Raw genomic sequence first — 20,961 nt, 5'->3', positions numbered from 1 at the left:
ATGAAAATTACGATGAAAAAAATACTTGTTAGCTTAAGCCTTCTGTTTGCCGGTGTGAGTCTATCAAGTTGTGGGTTTCCTGGTTTAACAGGTGGCTCTGAATCGACAATTAAAATTGTCGCACAATCAACGACGGAATCTCAAATTATTGGATCAATGCTACAACAATTGATTGAACATGAATCAGATAATCAAGTAGAACTGATAAATAATTTAGGTTCTGGTACATTAAGTTTTAATGCACTCAAAAACGGTGATGCAGATATATCATCTGCTAGATATACAGGAACTGACTTAAGTGCGGTATTAAATAAACCAGTAGAAAAAGATACCGTTAAAGCTAATAAAATAGTTAAAGATGGATTCGAAAATAGATTCCAAATGAAATGGTTTGATAGTTTAGGTTTTGCTGATACTTATGCATTTATGGTTACAAAAGAGACAGCTAAAAAGTACAATTTAAACACAGTATCTGATTTAAGAAAAATTGAATCTAAATTAACAGTCGGTGTTGATGCCAACTGGATTAGCCGTGTAGGTGATGGTTACGATGGTTTCCAAAAAGAATATAATATTAAATTTGGTAACATTTATCCTATGCAGATTGGATTAGTCTATAGCGCTTTGGCAAAGGGTAAAATGGATGTTGTTCTTGGATATTCAACTGATGGCCGAATTAAGAGTTATGATCTGAAAATTTTGAAGGATGATCGTCACTTCTTCCCACCATATTCAGCAAGCCTTGTTGCAAATGATTCTATCTTGAAGGAACATCCTGAATTAACACCGCTTATTGATCGACTTAAAAACAAAATTAATTTATCAACAATGCAATCATTAAATTACAAAGTTGATAATGATTTTTACGAACCAGCAGTAGTTGCAAAACAATTCTTAGAAGAACATCATTACTTCGAAAAGGCGGGTGATTAATATGAATACTTTTGATCAATTGATGTCTTATTTTAGTAATAATGGGTTATATGTTTTACAAGAATTTACAAGACATTTTTTAATTTCAATATATGGTGTGATAATTGCTGCAATTATTGGGATTCCAATCGGAATTTTTATCTCAAAACATCATAGATTGAGCGATGTAGCAATAGGTGCTGCTAATGTTATTCAAACTGTACCATCATTAGCAATGTTATCTATTATTATGTTGGGACTAGGTTTAGGTGTTAATACAGTTATTGTAACTGTTGCACTTTACTCACTATTACCTATTTTAAAAAATACGTATTCAGGGATGATTAATGTTGATCCTGGCGTTCTTGATTCTGGTAAAGGGATGGGAATGACGAGACTTCAAATCCTTTATATGATTGAGTTACCGTTATCATTATCAGTTATCATGGCCGGAATTAGAAATGCATTAGTTGTTGCAATTGGTATTACAGCAATTGGTTCATTTATTGGTGCAGGTGGACTTGGAGATATTATTATCCGAGGAACAAATGCAACTGATGGAGCAGCTATTATTTTAGCTGGTGCATTGCCAACAGCTCTAATGGCCGTTATTGCTGATGCAATTTTGGCACTTATTCAAAGAAAATTTGATCCAACAACAATTAAACGTAAATAAAAAAATGGTCATTTTCTAGTTGTTATAGAAAGTGACCATTTTTATATTGAATCGATTAAAGCGATATAACGGAGTTGATTATCAGTAAGAAGGTAAGTGATATTCGTATATTGCGTTTTAAATATTAATTGATTAGAACCAGAACGTCGGTGTAAGGTACCACGAAGTTCTTGGAATTCTTTTTGAAATCCAGTTGGATTTAATTGTAAAATAATTGTTTTTTTCATTTTTAAAACTTTTTCTGTAAAGAGTGCTAATTGAAATTGAGGCATTTGTGGTCTTAAAATAAAGTCATCTAAATCAAAAATTTTATGATATGAATATTGTAGTGTTGAGCCAATAGTTTGAATTGTTGTTTGTTGTTTATTTTGCATAATAAAGTTCCTCCCCGAACGTTTGTTTGTATTTTCATTATACGAACAAACGTTCGGTAAAGCAAGTGTTAATTTATAATATATTTAAAAGATGACAACAGCGCATAAAAAGCTTGAATAATAGCCGTAAAAAGTGCATACTATTTATTAATACTTATCTTAGAGGAGTTTACAAATTTAATGGCTAATCGTGGAATGTTGATCGTACTATCTGGTCCATCAGGGGTCGGTAAAGGAACCGTAAGAAAAGCAATTTTTGACCAAGCTGACAATAAGTTTCTTTATTCAATTTCAATGACCACTCGTAAAATGCGAGAAGGCGAAGTTGATGGTGTTGACTATCATTTTGTATCAAAAGAAGAATTTGAGAATGAAATTTCAACGGGCGGTATGTTAGAATACGCCAAGTATGTTGACAATTACTATGGAACACCGTTAAAATATGTAAATAAGATGCTTGACGCTGGTCAAGATGTCTTTCTTGAAATTGAAGTACAAGGTGCTATGCAAGTTCGAGAAAAAATTTCTGATGGTTTATTTATTTTCTTAACGCCACCTGATTTGATGGAATTAAGACAAAGAATTACAGGACGTGGAACGGATGATTCTGCAACTATTGATAAACGAATGACAAAAGCCATTGGTGAGATTGATATGATGCAGAATTACGATTACGCGGTTGTTAATGATGAAATAAATGATGCTGTTGAAAAAATTCAAACGATTATTAAAGCTGAACGTTGGCGTGTAAAACGATTTTTACCTGACTATAGAAAACAATTAGGAGATGTATTTAAATGATTTTATATCCTTCAGTAGATGACTTATTGAAACAAGTAGATTCAAGATACTCATTAATTATGTTAGCAAGTAAACGTGCCCATGAATTAGATGCTGGCGCTCTACCAATGCTTTCTAATTACAAATCAAAAAAGAATGTTGGACGTGCTTTGGAAGAAGTTGTTACTGGTGATTTAATTATTGATCCAGTTGAAAAAGAAGATATTCGTTAATCTGATTAAATGAAAAGGAGTTAAGACAAGCTAATTGTCCTAACTCCTATTTTATTTCTTAGAAAATTGATACAATAGAGAATAGAATAAATTCGGTATGGGGGCGACATGAAATGACACTTGAAAATAAAAAAATCGGTCTTGTTGTAACAGGTGGTATTGCAGCGTATAAAAGTTTGGGATTAGTCCGAGCACTAATTAAACAAGGTGCTAGCGTTCGAGTTGCGATGACCAAAGCTGCAACTGAATTTGTAACACCCTTGAGTTTTGAAACGTTGAGTAAAAATAGGGTGTTAACTGATTTATTTTCAGGAAAAGAGTCTGAGCATGTTGCACATATTGAATTTGCAGACTGGGCAGAATTAATGGTTATTGCACCAGCGACAGCAAACATTATCGCAAAAATGGCCAATGGTATCGCAGATGATTTTGTTTCAACCACTTTATTAGCAACTGAGGCACAAAAAATTGTTGTGCCCGCAATGAATGAACATATGCTAATGAATTCTGCTACACAACGTAATCTTAAATTTTTAGGACGAAATAACATTCAGATTATTGAACCAGAAATAGGCTTTTTAGCAGAAGGTTATTCAGGTAAGGGACGTTTTCCCGAATTAAATGTGATAATGTCAGTTATTCAAACTTCCTTTGAGGATAGTGACAAACCATTAGAAGGTAAAAATGTCTTAGTGACAGCTGGTGGTACACGAGAACGAATCGATCCAGTTCGTTTTATCGCTAATGATTCTTCTGGTAAAATGGGTTTCGCAATTGCGATTGAAGCGCAAAAGTTAGGTGCTAATGTCACCTTAATTAGCGGAATAAGCCAGTTGCCAGACCCAATTGGCGTGACAACAATTAGAGTTACAACTGCGTTAGAGTTATCTGAAGCTATCAATAAGCGATTTGATGACCAAAATATTTTGATAATGGCAGCAGCTGTTTCAGATTATCGTGTACAAAATGTTGCAGATCAGAAAATAAAAAAAGCTGAATCTACTTTAACGTTAATATTAGAAAAAAATCCAGATATTTTAAAACATTTGGGCCAAATTAAGCAAAATCAGTATTTAGTCGGATTTGCTGCGGAAACCCAAAACGGACTAGAAAATGCACAAGAAAAATTAGAAAAGAAAAATTTAGATTTATTGGTTTTAAATGATGTCTCAAATTCTGCCATTGGATTTAATAGCAATGATAATGAGGTAACACTGCTTAGACCAAACAGAAAAAATGATTTCATAAAGCAAACAAGTAAAAAGCAAATTGCTAAGGAATTATTAGCTACTATTATAAGCGATGTAGTAAAATAAGCAGTTAATTAAATGAAAGGAGGTTTCAGTATGTCACAATATGCAAAAATTATCGTTGATGTTCCTACGATGCAAACGGACCAGCCATATACGTATTCAATCCCAGCAGTATTAACAAATCAGATTGAGATTGGCATGCGGGTTATTGTACCATTTGGGAATGGTAAACGATTGGTTCAAGGATTTGTAATTGATCTTTTTGATAAGAATGAGTTCGATGGTCATGTAAAAGATATTCAATCAGTCGTTGATTTAAGACCTGTTGTGAATACTGAATTATTAGACTTATCTGAGTGGATAGCTAATGAAACCTTTTCCTTCCGTATAACTGCCTTACAAATGGTTTTACCGAGTGTCATGCGTGCAACCTATAAAAAGCGAGTTCGTTTAATTGACGAAATTGATGAAGATTTACAAGATAAATTATTTCAAGGTCAAGATTCTATTGAATTTGATCCAGAACATATGGATGCTCAAATAATTAAAGAATTATTACAACTTACCAAGGCTGAAAAGGCTGAGATGATTTATGAAGTTGGCAATAAAGCTAAAGTTAAAATGCAAATATCAATCCAACCAAAACTTGGATTCGAAGCATATGAAAATATTCGAAGTGGTTTACGTAAAAATGCTAAACAACAGCACTTATTGATTGACTATCTACAATCACTCACTGAAGATAGCTTGATTCCTCAGAAACAAGTTGTTGAGGAAATAGGCGTGACACCTGCAACAATTACAGCTGGAGCAAAAAATGGTTGGCTTGAAAAAGTTGAGACTGAGGTATATCGGGACCCATATAAAGACACAATTATTGAGCCAACCAATATGCAAGAATTAACCTCAGATCAAGAGGTTGCGGTGCTAGCTGTCGATGAGGCTATTAAAAGTGGAACTAATACAACATTTTTACTTCAAGGTGTGACGGGGAGTGGGAAAACAGAAGTTTATTTGCAGACAATCGCAAAAGCGCTAGAACTTAGAAAAACAGCTTTGATGCTTGTACCAGAAATAGCTTTGACACCCCAAATGGTTAAGCGAGTTAAATCACGATTTGGTAATCTAGTTGCGGTCCTGCATAGCGGTTTGTCTGACGGTGAGCGTTATGATGAATGGCGCCGGATTGAGCGTAAAGAAGCGCAAGTAGTTGTCGGTGCACGTTCAGCCGTTTTTGCACCATTAGATAATATTGGCGTTATTATTGTTGATGAAGAGCATGAATCGAGCTATAAACAAGATGAAACACCAAGGTATCATGCAAGGGATGTTGTTCTTTGGAGAAGTAAAAGACATCAGTGTCCTGTCATATTGGGTAGTGCAACACCATCCCTCGAATCTCGTGCTAGAGCTCAAAAAGGCGTGTATGAGTGGTTACAATTACCTCAACGTATAAATGGTCATCCCATGCCAGAAGTTACGCTAATTGATATGAGAGAAGAAATGAAAAAGACTGGTGAGAGTAATTTTTCTGAGCCACTTAGACATGAAATTACTAAGCGCCTTGAGAAAAATGAACAGACTGTTTTAATGTTAAATCGTCGTGGGTTTTCATCTTTCGTAATGTGCCGAGATTGTGGATTCGTGCTACCTTGTCCTAACTGTGATACTTCTTTAACATTGCATATGGATACTCATACAATGAAATGTCATTATTGTGGACATGAAGAAGGTATTCCTAAAACTTGTCCTAACTGTCATAGTCGAAAAATTAGATATTATGGTACAGGTACGCAAAAAGTTGAAGAAGAACTTAAAACGTTATATCCAGAGGCTAAAATTTTACGAATGGACGTTGATACGACACGTAAAAAAGGCGCACACGAAAAAATCCTAGCTAAATTTGGCGCAAAAGAAGCTGATATTTTATTGGGTACACAAATGATTGCGAAAGGGTTAGACTTTCCTGATGTGACGTTAGTTGGCGTTCTTAATGCAGATACAGCACTTAGTTTGCCTGATTTTAGATCAAGTGAAAGAACGTTCCAATTATTAACCCAAGTGAGCGGTCGAGCTGGTCGAGCTGAAAAAGAAGGACATGTTATTATCCAAACTTTTAATCCAGATCACTACGCGATTCAATATGCGAAGCATCATGACTATGAATCATTTTATAAAAAAGAAATGTCAGTTCGACATATGGAAAATTATCCACCATATTATTATACAATTCAGCTCACTGCTAGTTATACGGATGAGGCTGGAGCAGCGAAAAAAATGTTAGAAGCAGTTCAATTTTTAAAACCAGTGTTATCAAAGAATGCGATTATTCTTGGACCAACACCAAAATCAATTATGCGTGTTAATAATCGTTTTTATTATCAAGTGGTTATTAAGTATAAATCAGAAGGTCAATTAAAAGAACGACTAAGAGAGTTAATGACTAAATCTCAAGCCGAAGTTCGAAAAGGTTTAAAATTAACGATTGATTCTGAACCAGTAAACTTTATTTAAATTAAGGAGATATTATGACGTCAATTGTATTTATGGGAACACCAGAATTTTCAGCTCCAATTTTAGAAAGTTTAATTGAAAACGGCTATGACGTGAAAGCTGTTATGACACAACCAGATCGAATGGTTGGGCGAAAACGTATTTTAACGCAATCACCAGTAAAACAAGTTGCAGTAAAACATGGTATTGAGGTATTACAACCAGAAAAATTAAGTGGCAGCGATGAAATGGCCAAAGTAATTGCAATGGCACCCGATTTTTTGGTAACTGCAGCATTTGGACAATTTTTACCAACAAAATTATTAGAATCTGCTAAAATTGGTGCAATAAACGTCCATGGTTCACTATTACCTAAATATCGTGGTGGCGCACCAATTCAATATGCTATTATGAATGGTGAACAAGAAACAGGTATTACCATTATTTATATGGTTAAAAAAATGGATGCTGGAAATATTATTAGCCGTCGTGCAATTAAAATTGAAAATAATGATGATACTGGTTCAATGTTTGAAAAATTAAGTTTATTAGGTAAGGAACTATTACTTGAAACATTACCAAAACTAATTGATGGTACAAGTGAATCAACACCACAAAATGAAGATAAAGTAACCTTTTCACCTACCATTAAACCAGAAGAAGAAGCCCTTGATTTTTCAAAAACGGCTAATGAAATAGACTGGAAAATTCGTAGCTTAAGACCGGTACCTGGTGCATATACGATTTTAAAGGGTAAGAGAACTAAAATATGGGATATAACTGTACTAGATAAAAAAACTATTTTATCTGCTGGAAAAGTAGTTGAAGTAGCTAAAAAATCACTTGAAATTGCTTGTGGTGATGGGACCGTATTAGCTATTAATTCGCTTCAACCAGATGGTAAATCAAAACAAACCATTGTCGACTACCTAAACGGTAGTGGGCAAGGAATAAAAGAAGGACAACAGGTGATTGATGTATGACAACTGATTTAAAAACGACACCCCGATTCTTAGCAGTTGATCTTTTAACAAGAGTTGCTAAACAAGGGACGTATTCAAATATTGCGTTGAACCAAGTGATTAAGAATAATCATATGGAAGTTCGGGATGCTCATTTATTAACACAACTAGTTTACGGTGTTATCCAAAGACGTCTCACTTTAGAATATTGGTTGGCACCATTTGTTAAAAATCCTAGCAAAATGGATAATTGGGTTCAAGAATTACTATTGAGTGCCATTTATCAGATGCATTATCTTGATAAAATTCCAACTCGCGCAATTTTTAATGAATCAATTGAAATTGCAAAACGAAAAGGCCATGCAGGTACGCGTAAATTTGTTACTGGTGTTTTACATGCAATTGAGCGTGAAGGTATCCGTCCTGTTTCTGAAATTAAAGATGATATTGAACGTTTGAGTATTGAAAGTAGTACACCAGTTTGGTTGGTAAACGAATTAATTAAACAAGTAGGCTTAGAAAAAGCGACACATTTGTTGGCTTCAATCAATGAAGCACCTGATCAATCTGTTAGAGTAAATACAGCTAAAGCAACTGTCGAAGAAGTCATTGAAAAAATGGAAAATGAAGGCTTTGAGGTGAAACGTAGTCAAGTTTCACCAGTTGGGTTATTAGTGACTAATGGATTTGCTCCTGATAGTGGCGTTTATCACGATGGGTTAATTACGATTCAAGATGAAAGTGCAATGTTAGTTGCTGACGCAATGAATATTCAACCAGGTGATAAAGTTTTAGATGCATGTGCCGCACCAGGTGGAAAAACAACCCATATTGCATCATTCCTAGATGAAACTTTATTTGGTGAAGTTGTAGGGTTAGATATTCATGCACACAAAGTTAAATTAATCGGTGATAATGCTAAACGTTTAGGTTTATCTAGTGTTGTTGAGGAGATGGTATTAGATGCACGTTTAATTTCAGAAGAATTTGATAATGAATATTTTGATTCAATTCTTGTTGATGCACCTTGTTCTGGAATTGGATTATTACGTCGTAAACCAGAAATTAAATATGAAAAAACATTAGCTGATTCAAATAATTTACAAAAAATTCAATTAGCTATTTTAGACAAAGTGGCACCAACTTTGAAAAAAGGTGGTCGCTTAACTTATAGTACATGTACTATTTTAGATATTGAAAATAAGGATGTTGTTAACCAGTTTGTTGAAACTCATCCTGAATTTAAAGTGATTGAAACGCCAACTGCTTTGGCATTAAAAGAAAATAGAGACGATAAAGAATTAACTATTTATCCGGATGATTATCATTCAGATGGATTTTTCATTACATGTTTAGAAAAACAACTTTAGACTCGAGGTGTAAGAATGAAAGTTGCCTATCAAACAGATGTAGGTAGTGTCAGAGAAAATAATGAAGATTACGTCGGTGTCTTTCACAATAAAAGTGGTATTTCTTTTGTGATGGTTGCAGATGGTATCGGTGGTCATTTGGGCGGAGATGTTGCTTCAGAAATGGCCGTTTCACACATGGGATTTCGATTTGAAGGAACTAATTTTAGCCAGCCCAGTGATGCAATTAAATGGATAACCAAAGAAGTAGAGATGGAAAATAAACAAATTATTGAAAAGTCTAATCAATATGAAGATCTTTCAGGTATGGGCACAACAATGGTATGTGCCATATTCTTTGAAGAAAAATATATTGTTGCCAATATTGGTGATAGCCGAGGATACTTATTACGTGACAAAGAACTTTATCAATTAACTGAAGATCATTCAGTAGTGAATGAATTAATTAAGCGTGGCGAACTAACCGTAGAAGATGCTAAAAATTATCCGCAAAAGAATATGATTACAAGAAGTTTAGGTATCTCGTCAGATGCTGATGCTGATATTGCGGTTAATGATTCTGAGTCGGGTGATTTATTATTATTATGCACAGATGGCTTAACTAATATGGTCTCTGATGATGAAATCAAGACGGTCTTAAAAAATACTACAACTGTTGAAGAAAAAGGCTCGGAATTAATTAGATTGGCCAATAAGGCAGGCGGATTAGATAACATTACCGCACTCCTGGTTAGCAATGATCGGGGGATAGTGTAATGAAACCTGATACAATTTTTAATGAACGTTATAAAATAATAAATTCATTAGGCGAAGGTGGCATGGCAAATGTCTATCTTGCGACTGATTTAATTTTGGATCGACCAGTAGCTGTTAAAGTATTGCGAGTCGATTTAAGGGATGATCAAGATACTGTTAGACGTTTTAAACGTGAGGCATTGGCAACAACTGAATTGGTTCATCCAAATATTGTGAATGTTTATGATGTCGGTGAAGTAGACGGACTGCAATTTATGGTCATGGAATATGTGCCGGGACATGATTTAAAAACATATATAGCAAAAAGGTTCCCAATTCCATATCAAGTTGTGATTGATATTATGACTCAAATTTTATCAGCTGTAGAAGTAGCACATGATCACAGTATTATTCATCGTGATTTAAAACCACAAAATATTTTAATAGATGCAGATGGTAATGCTAAAATTACAGATTTTGGTATTGCTGTGGCATTGGCTGATCATTCGTTAACACAAACTAATACTTTATTGGGTTCTGTTCATTATCTTTCGCCAGAACAGGCTAGAGGTAGCATGGCAACAAAACAATCTGATATCTATTCGCTTGGTATTATTTTGTATGAAATGTTAACTGGGCGAGTTCCTTTTGAAGGTGAAACAGCTGTTTCAATTGCCCTAAAACATTTTCAAAGTGATGTGCCATCTGTTCGGGAATTTGATCCTAATATTCCGCAGTCTCTTGAAAATGTTGTTTTACAAGCAACAAGTAAAGTACCGCGAGATAGGTTCCAATCTGCTGGAGAAATGTCAATTGCTTTGCGAGAATCTTTGGCTAAAAAAAATGTGGCAAAGTGGCAGCCTGAAGAGGTTATCAGTGGTGAAACTAAAGTATTGCCGGTATTTGATAAGCAGACTGTAGAAACACTTAGTCCGAATCAGGAACCAGATGTAAAAAAAGATACGAAAAAGAAAATGAGTCGTCGTAAAAAATGGACTATCGGCGCAATCATTTTTGCTTTTGTCGCTCTTATTCTGGGTGGTGCGATTCTTGCAATGAGTTCACCAAAAGAAGTTAAGGTCCCTGATTTAAGCGGAATGACAGTTAGTGAAGCAAAATCAAATTTAGCAGACAAAAATTTGAAACTTGGTAAAATTACTCGAACAAATAGTGAAACCGTTGATAGTGGTAATATCATTAATTCAACACCTAAGAAGAATGAAATAATTCGAGAAAAAAATCAGGTTGATGTAATGGTATCAAAGGGAAAAGCTAAGATAACAATCGAGAATTACGTTGGTAGTAATTATGAGGATGTTAAAACAACGTTAGAAAATGATGGCTTTAAAGTTGAAAAAGAAACGGAAGAGTCAGAATCTGTGACTGAAAATGAAATTATGGCGCAAGATGTCACAGCGGGTGATAAGGTAGTTCCGAGTGATACAGTGATTACATTGACAGTTAGTTCAGGTCCTAAAGTGTATACACTTAGAGATTTAACAGGATATACAAGAAAAAGTGTTCAGGATTATACAAGCGAATTAGGTGGTAATCTGACAATTAGCGAGGCCTACTCAGATTCAGTTGACAAAGGTCAAGTTATTAAACAATCACCAGCAGAAGGAAGCTCTTTTTCTAAAGGTGATCGATTATCAGTTGTTATTTCTAAAGGAAAAAAAGTCACAACTGATGAATTTACCAGGACTATATCTGTTCCATTCAAATCAATTGTGTCAGAAAGTTCAAGTTCAGTTGATGAAGAAAAAGATACGGATGAGGACAAAGACTCGTCGTCAGATGATAGTTCCAGCTCTAGTTCAAGTTCTTCAGAATCAAAAGCAGATGAAAATGCTATTGAAATTTATATTGAAGACAAAACACATAACATTGATGATATTTATGAACGGAAAACAATTACAAAAGATACTGATTTTAAATTATCATTTGTTTTAGATTCTGGAAAAGCAGGAAAATATAAAATTTTGCGTGATGGTGAAGTAATTGCGGAAAATGATAATGTAACTAAAAATTAAATAAAAGATGTGGTAAAATTAGATTAGAGGGTAAACTTCTAATCTATTTTTTAATTAATCATATAAAACGGTTACATGAGTCCAGTTAAAGGAGGTTAATTTATTGGTAACAGGTCAGATTAGACAATCATTAAGTGGCTTTTACGACGTTGATGTCGAAGGCGAAACTTATCGAACAAGGGCTCGAGGTAATTTTAGAAATTCTAACCAGGCACCACTAGTTGGCGATTGGGTTGACTTCAAAGCTGAAAATAAAAAAGAAGGCTATATTCTTAATATTCATGATCGAGAAAACAGCTTAATTCGACCACCAGTAGCTAATATTGATGAAGCAATTGTTGTAACGTCATGTGTTGAACCAGCATTTTCAAGCAATCTATTAGATAGACAATTAATTATGCTAGAATCGCATCATGTTAAGCCAGTCTTATACTTTTCAAAGGGCGATTTAATTCCTGAAGAGAAAGTAGTTGAAATAAGCAGTATTATTGAAGCTTATAGTCAAATCTATCCAACATTTTTTCCATTTGGTAAAAATGAAGATGTTGTGGTTAAAGAATTACAAGATACCTTTCCGGGTAAAATTGCAGTCGTAATGGGTCAGACTGGTGCAGGAAAATCAACATTACTAAATAAAATTATGCCAGAGTTGGAGTTGCAGACGGCTGAGATATCAAAAGCCTTACATCGTGGTAAACATACTACTCGTAAGGTAACATTAATGCCTATTGCAGGTGGGCTAATTGCTGATACACCTGGATTTTCTTCTTTTGATTTATTTGATATGTCAAAAGAAGAGTTACCAAAGTTATTTCCAGAATTAAATGAACTATCTGTTGGCTGTAAATTTAGAGGTTGTTTGCATATTAAGGAGCCTAAATGTGCAGTTAAAGCAGCACTTGAACAAGGTAATTTATTACAGAGTCGGTACAAAAATTATTTACAATTTAATCAATTAATTGTTGATCAAAAACCAAACTATAAGAAATGAGATGACCAAAATGAAATTATCACCTTCTATTTTAAGCGCTAATTTTGCAAACTTGGAAAAGGATATTAAAGTTGTTGATCAAGCTGGTGCAGAATATTTACATATTGATATTATGGATGGCCATTTTGTGCCTAATTTAACTTTTGGTGCAAACGTCGTTGAAGCAATTAGACCATTAACAAAAATGGTTTTGGATTGTCATTTGATGGTAGAAAATCCAGAATCTTATATTGAAGAATTTGCTGCGGCAGGTGCTGATATTATTGGGGTTCATGTTGAATCAACTCCCCATATTTTTGGTGTTATTCAACATATTAAAAAATTAGGTGTGAAAGCTGAAGTGGTTATTAACCCAGGAACATCCCTAGAGACAATTAAACAAATTTTGCCACTTGTTGATCAAGTATTAGTGATGACTGTTAACCCTGGATTTGGGGGACAATCATTTATTCCAGAAATGAAACGTAAAATTGACCAATTAGACCGTATCAAACAAGTTCAAAATTATGATTTTGATATTGAAGTTGATGGTGGTGTTAATGATCAAACGATTAAGGAATGTCTTGATAGTGGTGCAACAGTCGCAGTAGCTGGTTCATACATCTACAATAGTGATAATCCAACTGAACAAATTAATAAGTTAAGAGAAGCAACCAAATGAAACTCAATATCTTAGTCGGTGGACCTAAGGAACAGTGGCCTAAGGAATTAGTGGATGGTAACGTTCGTGGACCGTGGATTGGTGTTGACAGAGGTGCATTGCGATTAATAAAACTAGGTATTACACCTGAGCTATCGATTGGTGATTTCGATTCAATGACTGAAAGTGAATTTAATTTAGTATCTAATCATAGTAAAAAAATTAAAATAGCTAATCCTGAAAAAGATGATACAGATACTGAATTTGCTTTGAGAGAAGCCATATCTGAATTTGAGTTTGATTCAGTGACGATTTATGGCGCTACAGGTGGTCGAATTGATCATTTATTGGCTAATTTGTTTTTTATTTTTAGAGAGCCATTTAATACAATGTTTGAAAAAATTTGTTTAGTTGATAAACAAAATTCAATTCGATTCTTTAAATCTGGTAAGTATCAGTTAATAAAAGAAGATGATAAAAAATATCTTGCATTTATTCCACTGTCACCAGTTAAAAAATTGAGTTTAATAGATGAGAAGTATACATTGAATCAAATTAATTTTGTGAACCCGATTTCATTAGCAAGTAATGAATTTATGGGGGATACAGGTGAGTTTAGTTTTGAATCTGGTATTATTATTGTGATTCAAAGTCGTGATGACGAAAAATAGAGCAAAAAAAAAGACTTAGCATAAATGCTGAGTCTTTTTAAATTGAATTAAACACGGGTAACTTTACCTGACTTTAAAGCGCGAGCAGATACATAAACTCTTTTAGGTTTACCATCAACTAAGATGCGAACTTTTTGTAAATTAGGTTTCCAGCTACGGTTTGTTTGGTTCAATGCATGAGAACGTTTCTTACCGAAAGTAGTCTTACGTCCTGTAATAAAATCTTTTGCCATATTCATATCCTCCTCTGCAATTCACTTAAAAAGCAAAGCTATGCTTACTTACCTAAACAAAAATATCATATTTAGCCATATAATGCAATACTTTTCTTTCAAGTAAATTTGCTTGACAGCTTGAAATTCCCGAAGGTAGGGGAATAGAATTTTCTTAGATGCTATTTTTCTTTTATTCTACCATATCCTATGATAAAATACTCTTATTGATTGTGTGAAAATATAAGGAGGCTATTCTTATGGCTGTTAAGATCAAAACGCAATTCGGTACGATTGATATTGATAATGAAGTTATTGCGACAGTTGTCGGCGGTGCCGCAACTGAAATTTTTGGGATTGTCGGAATGGCAAGTAAAAACCAAATTCGTGACAATGTGAATGAAATTTTAAGAAGAGATAATTATTCTAGAGGTGTTGTTGTTCGCCAGGAAGATAATGGTGTTGCTATTGATGTCTACATTATTGTTGGCTATGGCACAAAAATATCTGAAGTTTGTCGTAATGTTCAAGAAAAAGTGAAGTATAATTTAGAAACAATGCTAGGTGTATCTGCTAATTCAGTTAACGTGTTAGTACAAGGCGTTCGCGTACTAGGCGATTAGTAACTAGCTATTTTAGTAGTGACCAAGGAGGAAAAAGAAGTGACTGTTACGAAAATTACGGACCAAGAATTTAGAAAAATGGTCCAAATTAGCTCACAACGATTGGCTAAAAATGCCGAATTTATTAATTCATTGAATGTATTTCCAGTGCCAGATGGTGATACAGGTACAAATATGAACCTTTCGTTCGCAAGTGGGGCAAAGTATGTTCAAGATTCACCTTCTGAACATGTTGGTGAACTATCTTCGATTTTAGCTAAAGGTTTACTGATGGGTGCTCGAGGCAACTCAGGCGTTATTTTATCACAAATTTTTAGAGGCTTTTATAAACGGATCCAAGCTAAAGAGGTTTTAACTGCTACTGATTTGTCAGATGCTTTGACAGGTGGCGTAGAAGTCGCGTATAAAGCCGTTATGAAACCAACTGAAGGAACTATTTTAACAGTTGCAAGAGAAGCCGCTAAGGCTGCAAATAAAGCTGCCTCTGAGAGCGATGATGTTATCGTCGTTATGGAAGCAACTTATGTAGCTGCTAAAAAAGCATTAGCAACAACACCGGATTTATTACCTGTTTTAAAAGAGGTTGGTGTTGTTGATTCAGGTGGTCAAGGATTAACATTTGTTTATGAAGGTTTCTTTGATGCCTTAACTGGTAAGGAAACAATTAGTGAAGAATACAAACCAAATGAAAAAGAAATGGATGAAATGGTTAATGCCAGTCACCATCAGAGTGTTCAAAGTAAATTAAGTACTGAAGATATTAAATTTGGTTATTGTACAGAAATCATGCTTAAATTGGGTGCTGGTCGTTTAGTTGATCGTAAATTTGATTATGATGAATTTAGAAATCATTTAAGTGAAATTGGTGATTCTCTTCTTGTTGTGGCCGATGATGAAGTTGTTAAAGTTCACGTACATACAGAAAATCCTGGTGAAGTGATGACTTATGGTCAACATTATGGTTCATTAATCAAAGTTAAGGTTGATAATATGCGTCAACAACATGAGACAATTTTGGAAAATGATGAAGAAGAGACTGAAGAAACAAGTGAAACTGCAGTACCTAGCGAAATTGCAGTTATTTCAATTTCATCTGGTTCTGGTGTTGCGACACTTTTCAAAAGTTTAGGCGTTTCTTATATTTTAAGTGGTGGTCAAACAATGAATCCAAGTACGGAAGATATTGTTAAGGCAATTGAAGCAACTAAAGCTAAAAATGTGATTATTTTACCTAATAATAAAAATATTTTCTTAGCTGCTGAACAAGCTGTTGAAGTTTCAACAGTTCCAACAGTTGTTGTACCAAGTCGTACAATCGCTCAAGGAATGACAGCAATGCTTGGTTTTAATATTGATAGTACATTAGAAGAAAACAAAGATGCTATGATTGAAAACTTGGATACAGTAACTTCTGGTCAAGTAACAATTGCAGTTAGAGATACAACAATTGAAGGTATTGAGATTAAAAAAGATAATTATATGGGTATTATTGATGGTAGCATCAAAGTAACCGATAATGATCGTAAAAAAGTTGCAATTGAAATGACTAAAGAAATGTTGGATGAAGACAGCGAAATTATCACAATTATTGTGGGTGAAGACGGTTCTGAGGACGAAGCTAAAGAAATCGAAGAAGCCATTTATGAAATTGATGAAGATTTAGAAGTCGAAATTCACGAAGGAGACCAACCGGTCTATCCATACCTAATTTCAGTTGAATAAATAGTAAAAAGTAAAGGTGGGATGAGACTATGTTCTCTCCTGCTTTTTATATTCCGTAGAAAGTGAGGTATCATAATGTCATCATTGAATGATTCAGTTAGTGTTTTAACTGGTGTTGGGCCTAAAAAATTGACTGCACTTAATCAATTAGGAATTAATACAATCATAGATTTATTAACATTTTATCCGTATCGTTATGACGATTTAAAAGCAAAAAAATTATCTGAAATTACTGATCAAGAAAAAGTAACTCTAAAAGGAATTGTCTCTTCTGAACCAGTTTTAATTCGGTTTGGTCAGAAAAGAAATCTGTTAAACGTTAGATTACTAATTGATAGTGATAATATAACCGTTAGTTTTTTTAATCAGCCTTTTTTGCAAAAACAATTTGAGATTGGTAAAGAAGTAGCTGTGTATGGTAAATGGGATGATAAAAGAAAAAGTTTATCTGGGATGAAGTTATTGACGAAGCAAAATGATGATAGGTTATCAGCGATATATCGTTCTTCCAAAGATATTCATCAATCGGCAATTCGACAGTTAATTACACAAGCATTTGAGCAATATGCGAATCAAATTGATTCAATATTACCAAATGACCTGATTAAAAAGTATCGTTTAATTGATTGTAAGACGATGTTACATGATATTCACTTTCCACAGGATGAAAAAGATTTTCATGATGCCAAACGGACGGCTATTTTTGAAGAGTTCTTTTTATTTCAATTGAAATTACAGTATATTAAAAGAAATGATACTAAAAATGATGGTATTAAAATTAACTATCAAAATAATGAATTGAAAAAATTCATTCAGACGTTACCATTTGAATTAACGGCAGCTCAAAAAAGAGTCGTTAATGAAATTTGTTCAGACATGAAACAACCAATCCATATGAATCGATTACTTCAAGGTGATGTTGGATCAGGTAAAACAATTGTTGCAGCAATTGTGATGTACGCGGCTATTACGGCGGGCTATCAAGCCGTTTTAATGGCGCCAACAGAAATATTAGCTGAACAACATGCCAATAACATGGCTACCTTATTCGCAGATTTCCCAGTTAATGTTGCACTTTTAACTGGGTCAATGAAAGTTAAAGCTAGACGTGAACTATTAGCACATCTTGAATCAGGTGAGGTTAATTTAATTATTGGAACACATGCGATTATTCAACCTGATGTGTCATTCAGTCGCGTTGGATTAGTTATTACTGATGAGCAACACCGATTTGGTGTGAATCAACGTCGCATTTTAAGAGAGAAGGGGGCTGAACCGGACGTTTTAGCAATGACGGCCACGCCAATCCCTAGGACGCTAGCAATCACTGCTTATGGCGAAATGGATGTTTCTACGATTAATGAACTACCTGCAGGACGCCAACCTATTTCGACATCTTGGTTAAAGAGTTCTCAAGTAGGTAAAGGAATCGATCTCATTAAAGAACAGTTGATTCAAGGCTCACAAGCTTATATTATTACACCACTAATTGATGAATCTGAAACACTAGATTTAAAAAATGCATTAGCTTTATACGAAAATATGAAAGAAATATTTGAGCCAAAATATAAAGTTGGATTACTGCATGGCAAAATGAAGAATGATGAAAAGGATCAGATTATGGCCGATTTTAAGGCCAATAAATATCAAATATTGGTTTCAACAACGGTTATCGAAGTCGGCGTTGATGTACCTAATGCTACTGTGATGATGATTCATAATGCTGAACGGTTTGGGTTAGCGCAATTACATCAATTACGAGGTCGGGTTGGCCGTGGTAAGAAAGCATCTTATTGTATTTTAATTGCTGATCCTAAAAATGATTTTGGAAGACAGCGCATGCAAATTATGACAGAGACAACAGACGGTTTCGTCATTTCGCAAAAAGATTTAGAGTTGCGAGGTGCTGGCGATGTATTAGGCCGTAAGCAATCTGGAATACCTGATTTTAAAATCGGTGATCCCATAGGTGATATCAATGCATTACAAGTGGCCCAACAAGAAGCGCACGAAATAGTTTTTAGAGATGACTTTGAAAGTAATCCTGAATTTAAACCACTAAACGATTATTTAAAAAACCATCAAAATACAGATTTAAAATTCGATTAAATAAGTTAGGAGAATATAATTATGAAGTTAGCAGTTGATGCAATGGGCGGCGATTTTGCACCGCAATCAATCGTCGAGGGCGTTGAACGTGCTAGAGACGAAGATAGCACCATTCAATTTACGTTGTACGGAGATGAAAAAAGAATTCGTGAATTCTTAAAAGATGATAAAAATATCACAATTGTTCACACGGATGAGGAAATTGATGGGAATGATGAACCAGTTAAGGCAATTCGTTCAAAGAAAAAAGCATCAATGGTCTTAGCAGCTCAATCTGTTAAAGATGGTGAGAATGATGCCGTATTTTCATGCGGTAATACAGGGGCACTACTTGCTGCTGGTTTGTTTATAATTGGCCGTATTAAGGGTATTCCACGACCTGGTTTATTAGCAACATTGCCAGTTATTTCTAGTGATAATACTGTAAATTTATTAGATGCTGGAGCCAATGCGGATAGTAAACCTGAACACTTGCATCAATATGCTGTCTTAGGTAACTATTACGCTAAAAATGTTCGCCATATTAGTAATCCTAAAATTGGTTTATTAAATAATGGGACAGAACCACATAAAGGCAACAAAGTGACGCAAGAAGCGTACCAATTATTACAAAACGATACCGAATTAAATTTTGTGGGTAATATTGAATCTAATGATTTGCTTTCTGGTAAAGCTGATATTGTTGTTTCTGACGGATTTACAGGTAATGCTGTTTTAAAATCCGTTGAAGGGACAGCTTTAGGAATGTTTTCATTACTCAGAAGTGCCATTATGAGTGGTGGCTTGCGTGCTAAAATTGGTGCACTTTTACTGAAACCAAGTTTAAAACAATTGAAGAATAAAATGGATTCACCTAAGTATGGCGGTGCGGTTTTACTAGGTATTAAAGCACCAGTTGTAAAATCACATGGATCAAGTAAGGCTGAAGTTGTTTATTACACAATTAACCAAATCAATGATATGGTTAATACAGATGTAGTACCTAATATTGTTAACTATTTTGAAAAGGAAACTAGTGAAAATAAAATTAACTAGACATTTCTCTGAAAAATGGTTAAAATTACGTCATGATTCAAAAGGAGGCTATTGGAATGACAGAAGAAGAAATTTTTGGAAAAATTGTTAAAATTATAGACGAACATTTTGATTTGCCAGTAGAAAAAATTACGAATGACTTAGATTTTAAAAAGGATTTAGATGCAGATTCAATTGATGTTGTTGAGTTCGTTTTAGAACTTGAAGATACATTTGGTGCAGAAATTTCTGATGAAGATGCAGAAAGTTTAACAACTGTCGGAGACGTTGTCACTTTTATTAAAGCTAACCAAAAATAATAATTCAACACGTATATTAAATCGTTCATTAAAAGCGTTAGACAATGATATTTGTCAGCGCTTTTTTTGTATGGAGTACCTTTTAGTGATTAAAACAGGTATAATTGTAAGAGCAATAATGATAATAACGGAGGATAATAATGATTAAAGGTTTAAATGAAATGTTAGCAGAAGATTTTAATATTAAATTTGTGAATACGGATTTATTAGATGAAGCATTCACACAGGCATCATATGTAAATGAACATCCCAAAGAAAATTTAAAATTTTATGAACGAATTGAATTTTTAGGAGACGCTGTTTTACAATTAACAGTTTCAGAATATTTATATCAGCGGTATACAATGCTGCCACAAGGGAAATTAACGCGTCTAAGAGCTGCAATGGTATGTGAAGAGAGTTTCAGCGCATTTGCTAAAGAATGCCGATTTGATGAATTTATTCGTTTAGGTAAAGGTGAAGAAAAATCAAATGCACGTCAAAGACCTGCGTTATTATGTGATATTTTTGAATCTTTTGTAGGAGCGCTTTATCAAGATCAAGGTAAATTAGCTGTTGAAACATTTATCAGGAAAGTTATTTTTCCAAAATTAGACTTAGGCTGGTTTGACCATGTTATGGATTATAAAACGTCGCTACAAGAGTTTTTACAAAAAGATGGTGATGTTGTCATTACCTATGATGTTGTTGATGACCTTGGTCCAGAGCATGACAGACAATATGTTATGTCTGTCAGTGCTGATGGCAAAATCATTGGACAAGGGGCAGGACATTCTAAAAAAGTTGCAGAACAACAAGCAGCAAGTAATGCATTAGGATTACTCAGAAAGTAAAAATG

Annotated in this window: 21 protein-coding genes; 19 read left to right on the top strand and 2 right to left on the bottom strand. The window is 34.3% G+C overall.

Going from position 1 to position 20,961, the window contains the following annotated elements; translation table 11 throughout:
- Positions 1–12 precede the first annotated feature (12 nt).
- Both AC1RPX_RS02900 and AC1RPX_RS02895 read left to right on the top strand, forming a co-directional pair.
- On the top strand, positions 13–933 hold the full coding sequence (locus AC1RPX_RS02900; protein ID WP_481761403.1) for an osmoprotectant ABC transporter substrate-binding protein: 921 nt from the start codon (positions 13–15) through the stop codon (positions 931–933).
- A 1-nt stretch (position 934) separates the two neighbouring features.
- On the top strand, positions 935–1,588 hold the full coding sequence (locus AC1RPX_RS02895; RefSeq protein ID WP_481761252.1) for an ABC transporter permease: 654 nt from the start codon (positions 935–937) through the stop codon (positions 1,586–1,588).
- Between the two features lie 41 nt (positions 1,589–1,629).
- On the opposite strand, the gene AC1RPX_RS02890 is transcribed toward AC1RPX_RS02895, so the two are convergent.
- A complete protein-coding gene (locus AC1RPX_RS02890; RefSeq protein WP_409022619.1) occupies positions 1,630–1,962 on the bottom strand; it encodes a hypothetical protein in 333 nt (110 codons plus the stop codon).
- A gap of 180 nt (positions 1,963–2,142) precedes the next feature.
- Here AC1RPX_RS02890 and gmk point away from each other — a divergent pair, with 180 nt between their 5' ends.
- From gmk to AC1RPX_RS02835, 11 genes are all read left to right on the top strand, one after another.
- Entirely contained in the window at positions 2,143–2,763 is a 621-nt protein-coding gene (gene gmk / locus AC1RPX_RS02885; RefSeq protein WP_481761253.1) for a guanylate kinase, read from the top strand.
- The gene (gene rpoZ / locus AC1RPX_RS02880; RefSeq protein WP_409022617.1) at positions 2,760–2,975 is read left to right on the top strand and encodes a DNA-directed RNA polymerase subunit omega; all 216 of its coding nucleotides are present in this window, start codon (positions 2,760–2,762) and stop codon (positions 2,973–2,975) included. The genes gmk and rpoZ overlap by 4 nt, the downstream gene beginning before the upstream one ends.
- Positions 2,976–3,088: 113 nt before the next feature.
- Complete coding sequence (coaBC, locus tag AC1RPX_RS02875; RefSeq protein WP_481761254.1) at positions 3,089–4,291, top strand: bifunctional phosphopantothenoylcysteine decarboxylase/phosphopantothenate--cysteine ligase CoaBC; 1,203 nt, start codon at positions 3,089–3,091, stop codon at positions 4,289–4,291.
- Between the two features lie 30 nt (positions 4,292–4,321).
- Positions 4,322–6,742, top strand: coding sequence for a primosomal protein N' (gene priA / locus AC1RPX_RS02870; protein WP_481761255.1), 2,421 nt, complete (start codon positions 4,322–4,324; stop codon positions 6,740–6,742).
- Between the two features lie 14 nt (positions 6,743–6,756).
- The gene (gene fmt / locus AC1RPX_RS02865; RefSeq protein ID WP_481761256.1) at positions 6,757–7,704 is read left to right on the top strand and encodes a methionyl-tRNA formyltransferase; all 948 of its coding nucleotides are present in this window, start codon (positions 6,757–6,759) and stop codon (positions 7,702–7,704) included.
- A complete protein-coding gene (rsmB, locus tag AC1RPX_RS02860) occupies positions 7,701–9,053 on the top strand; it encodes a 16S rRNA (cytosine(967)-C(5))-methyltransferase RsmB (RefSeq protein ID WP_481761257.1) in 1,353 nt (450 codons plus the stop codon). Before fmt ends, rsmB begins: the two co-directional genes overlap by 4 nt.
- Positions 9,054–9,068: 15 nt before the next feature.
- The gene (locus AC1RPX_RS02855; RefSeq protein ID WP_481761258.1) at positions 9,069–9,809 is read left to right on the top strand and encodes a Stp1/IreP family PP2C-type Ser/Thr phosphatase; all 741 of its coding nucleotides are present in this window, start codon (positions 9,069–9,071) and stop codon (positions 9,807–9,809) included.
- A complete protein-coding gene (gene pknB / locus AC1RPX_RS02850; protein ID WP_481761259.1) occupies positions 9,809–11,821 on the top strand; it encodes a Stk1 family PASTA domain-containing Ser/Thr kinase in 2,013 nt (670 codons plus the stop codon). Before AC1RPX_RS02855 ends, pknB begins: the two co-directional genes overlap by 1 nt.
- A gap of 103 nt (positions 11,822–11,924) precedes the next feature.
- Positions 11,925–12,812, top strand: coding sequence for a ribosome small subunit-dependent GTPase A (gene rsgA, locus AC1RPX_RS02845; protein ID WP_481761260.1), 888 nt, complete (start codon positions 11,925–11,927; stop codon positions 12,810–12,812).
- Between the two features lie 10 nt (positions 12,813–12,822).
- Positions 12,823–13,473 carry a ribulose-phosphate 3-epimerase gene (rpe, locus tag AC1RPX_RS02840; RefSeq protein ID WP_409022609.1) on the top strand — a complete coding sequence of 217 codons (651 nt, stop codon included), beginning with the start codon at positions 12,823–12,825 and terminating at the stop codon, positions 13,471–13,473.
- Positions 13,470–14,123 (top strand): thiamine diphosphokinase, encoded by a 654-nt coding sequence (locus AC1RPX_RS02835; protein WP_481761261.1) that lies wholly within the window; start codon positions 13,470–13,472, stop codon positions 14,121–14,123. Before rpe ends, AC1RPX_RS02835 begins: the two co-directional genes overlap by 4 nt.
- 47 nt (positions 14,124–14,170) lie before the next feature.
- Here the strand turns inward: AC1RPX_RS02835 and rpmB are convergent, their stop codons facing one another.
- Positions 14,171–14,356, bottom strand: a complete 186-nt coding sequence (gene rpmB / locus AC1RPX_RS02830; protein ID WP_057973454.1) for a 50S ribosomal protein L28 — start codon at positions 14,354–14,356, stop codon at positions 14,171–14,173.
- A gap of 239 nt (positions 14,357–14,595) precedes the next feature.
- Here rpmB and AC1RPX_RS02825 point away from each other — a divergent pair, with 239 nt between their 5' ends.
- From AC1RPX_RS02825 to rnc, 6 genes are all read left to right on the top strand, one after another.
- The gene (locus AC1RPX_RS02825) at positions 14,596–14,958 is read left to right on the top strand and encodes an Asp23/Gls24 family envelope stress response protein (RefSeq protein WP_057973455.1); all 363 of its coding nucleotides are present in this window, start codon (positions 14,596–14,598) and stop codon (positions 14,956–14,958) included.
- Between the two features lie 39 nt (positions 14,959–14,997).
- A complete protein-coding gene (locus AC1RPX_RS02820; protein ID WP_481761262.1) occupies positions 14,998–16,680 on the top strand; it encodes a DAK2 domain-containing protein in 1,683 nt (560 codons plus the stop codon).
- A 72-nt stretch (positions 16,681–16,752) separates the two neighbouring features.
- Entirely contained in the window at positions 16,753–18,789 is a 2,037-nt protein-coding gene (gene recG, locus AC1RPX_RS02815; RefSeq protein ID WP_481761404.1) for an ATP-dependent DNA helicase RecG, read from the top strand.
- A 21-nt stretch (positions 18,790–18,810) separates the two neighbouring features.
- Entirely contained in the window at positions 18,811–19,824 is a 1,014-nt protein-coding gene (plsX, locus tag AC1RPX_RS02810; protein WP_481761263.1) for a phosphate acyltransferase PlsX, read from the top strand.
- Between the two features lie 56 nt (positions 19,825–19,880).
- On the top strand, positions 19,881–20,123 hold the full coding sequence (acpP, locus tag AC1RPX_RS02805; protein WP_409022605.1) for an acyl carrier protein: 243 nt from the start codon (positions 19,881–19,883) through the stop codon (positions 20,121–20,123).
- 140 nt (positions 20,124–20,263) lie between these two features.
- Entirely contained in the window at positions 20,264–20,956 is a 693-nt protein-coding gene (rnc, locus tag AC1RPX_RS02800) for a ribonuclease III (protein WP_481761264.1), read from the top strand.
- Positions 20,957–20,961: the final 5 nt, after the last annotated feature.

This window comes from Dellaglioa sp. CoH-56-MRSF-14, assembly GCF_056782115.1.
This window is presented reverse-complemented; position numbering and strand designations above follow the sequence as displayed.

Excerpts from the sequence above, each read along its gene's own strand:
- AC1RPX_RS02900 (WP_481761403.1), top strand. The coding sequence starts at position 13 with ATGAAAAAAATACTTGTTAGCTTAAGCCTTCTGTTTGCCGGTGTGAGT.
- AC1RPX_RS02895 (WP_481761252.1), top strand. The coding sequence starts at position 935 with ATGAATACTTTTGATCAATTGATGTCTTATTTTAGTAATAATGGGTTA.
- AC1RPX_RS02890 (WP_409022619.1), bottom strand. The coding sequence starts at position 1,962 with ATGCAAAATAAACAACAAACAACAATTCAAACTATTGGCTCAACACTA.
- gmk (WP_481761253.1), top strand. The coding sequence starts at position 2,143 with ATGGCTAATCGTGGAATGTTGATCGTACTATCTGGTCCATCAGGGGTC.
- rpoZ (WP_409022617.1), top strand. The coding sequence starts at position 2,760 with ATGATTTTATATCCTTCAGTAGATGACTTATTGAAACAAGTAGATTCA.
- coaBC (WP_481761254.1), top strand. The coding sequence starts at position 3,089 with ATGACACTTGAAAATAAAAAAATCGGTCTTGTTGTAACAGGTGGTATT.
- priA (WP_481761255.1), top strand. The coding sequence starts at position 4,322 with ATGTCACAATATGCAAAAATTATCGTTGATGTTCCTACGATGCAAACG.
- fmt (WP_481761256.1), top strand. The coding sequence starts at position 6,757 with ATGACGTCAATTGTATTTATGGGAACACCAGAATTTTCAGCTCCAATT.
- rsmB (WP_481761257.1), top strand. The coding sequence starts at position 7,701 with ATGACAACTGATTTAAAAACGACACCCCGATTCTTAGCAGTTGATCTT.
- AC1RPX_RS02855 (WP_481761258.1), top strand. The coding sequence starts at position 9,069 with ATGAAAGTTGCCTATCAAACAGATGTAGGTAGTGTCAGAGAAAATAAT.
- pknB (WP_481761259.1), top strand. The coding sequence starts at position 9,809 with ATGAAACCTGATACAATTTTTAATGAACGTTATAAAATAATAAATTCA.
- rpe (WP_409022609.1), top strand. The coding sequence starts at position 12,823 with ATGAAATTATCACCTTCTATTTTAAGCGCTAATTTTGCAAACTTGGAA.
- AC1RPX_RS02835 (WP_481761261.1), top strand. The coding sequence starts at position 13,470 with ATGAAACTCAATATCTTAGTCGGTGGACCTAAGGAACAGTGGCCTAAG.
- rpmB (WP_057973454.1), bottom strand. The coding sequence starts at position 14,356 with ATGGCAAAAGATTTTATTACAGGACGTAAGACTACTTTCGGTAAGAAA.
- AC1RPX_RS02825 (WP_057973455.1), top strand. The coding sequence starts at position 14,596 with ATGGCTGTTAAGATCAAAACGCAATTCGGTACGATTGATATTGATAAT.
- plsX (WP_481761263.1), top strand. The coding sequence starts at position 18,811 with ATGAAGTTAGCAGTTGATGCAATGGGCGGCGATTTTGCACCGCAATCA.
- acpP (WP_409022605.1), top strand. The coding sequence starts at position 19,881 with ATGACAGAAGAAGAAATTTTTGGAAAAATTGTTAAAATTATAGACGAA.
- rnc (WP_481761264.1), top strand. The coding sequence starts at position 20,264 with ATGATTAAAGGTTTAAATGAAATGTTAGCAGAAGATTTTAATATTAAA.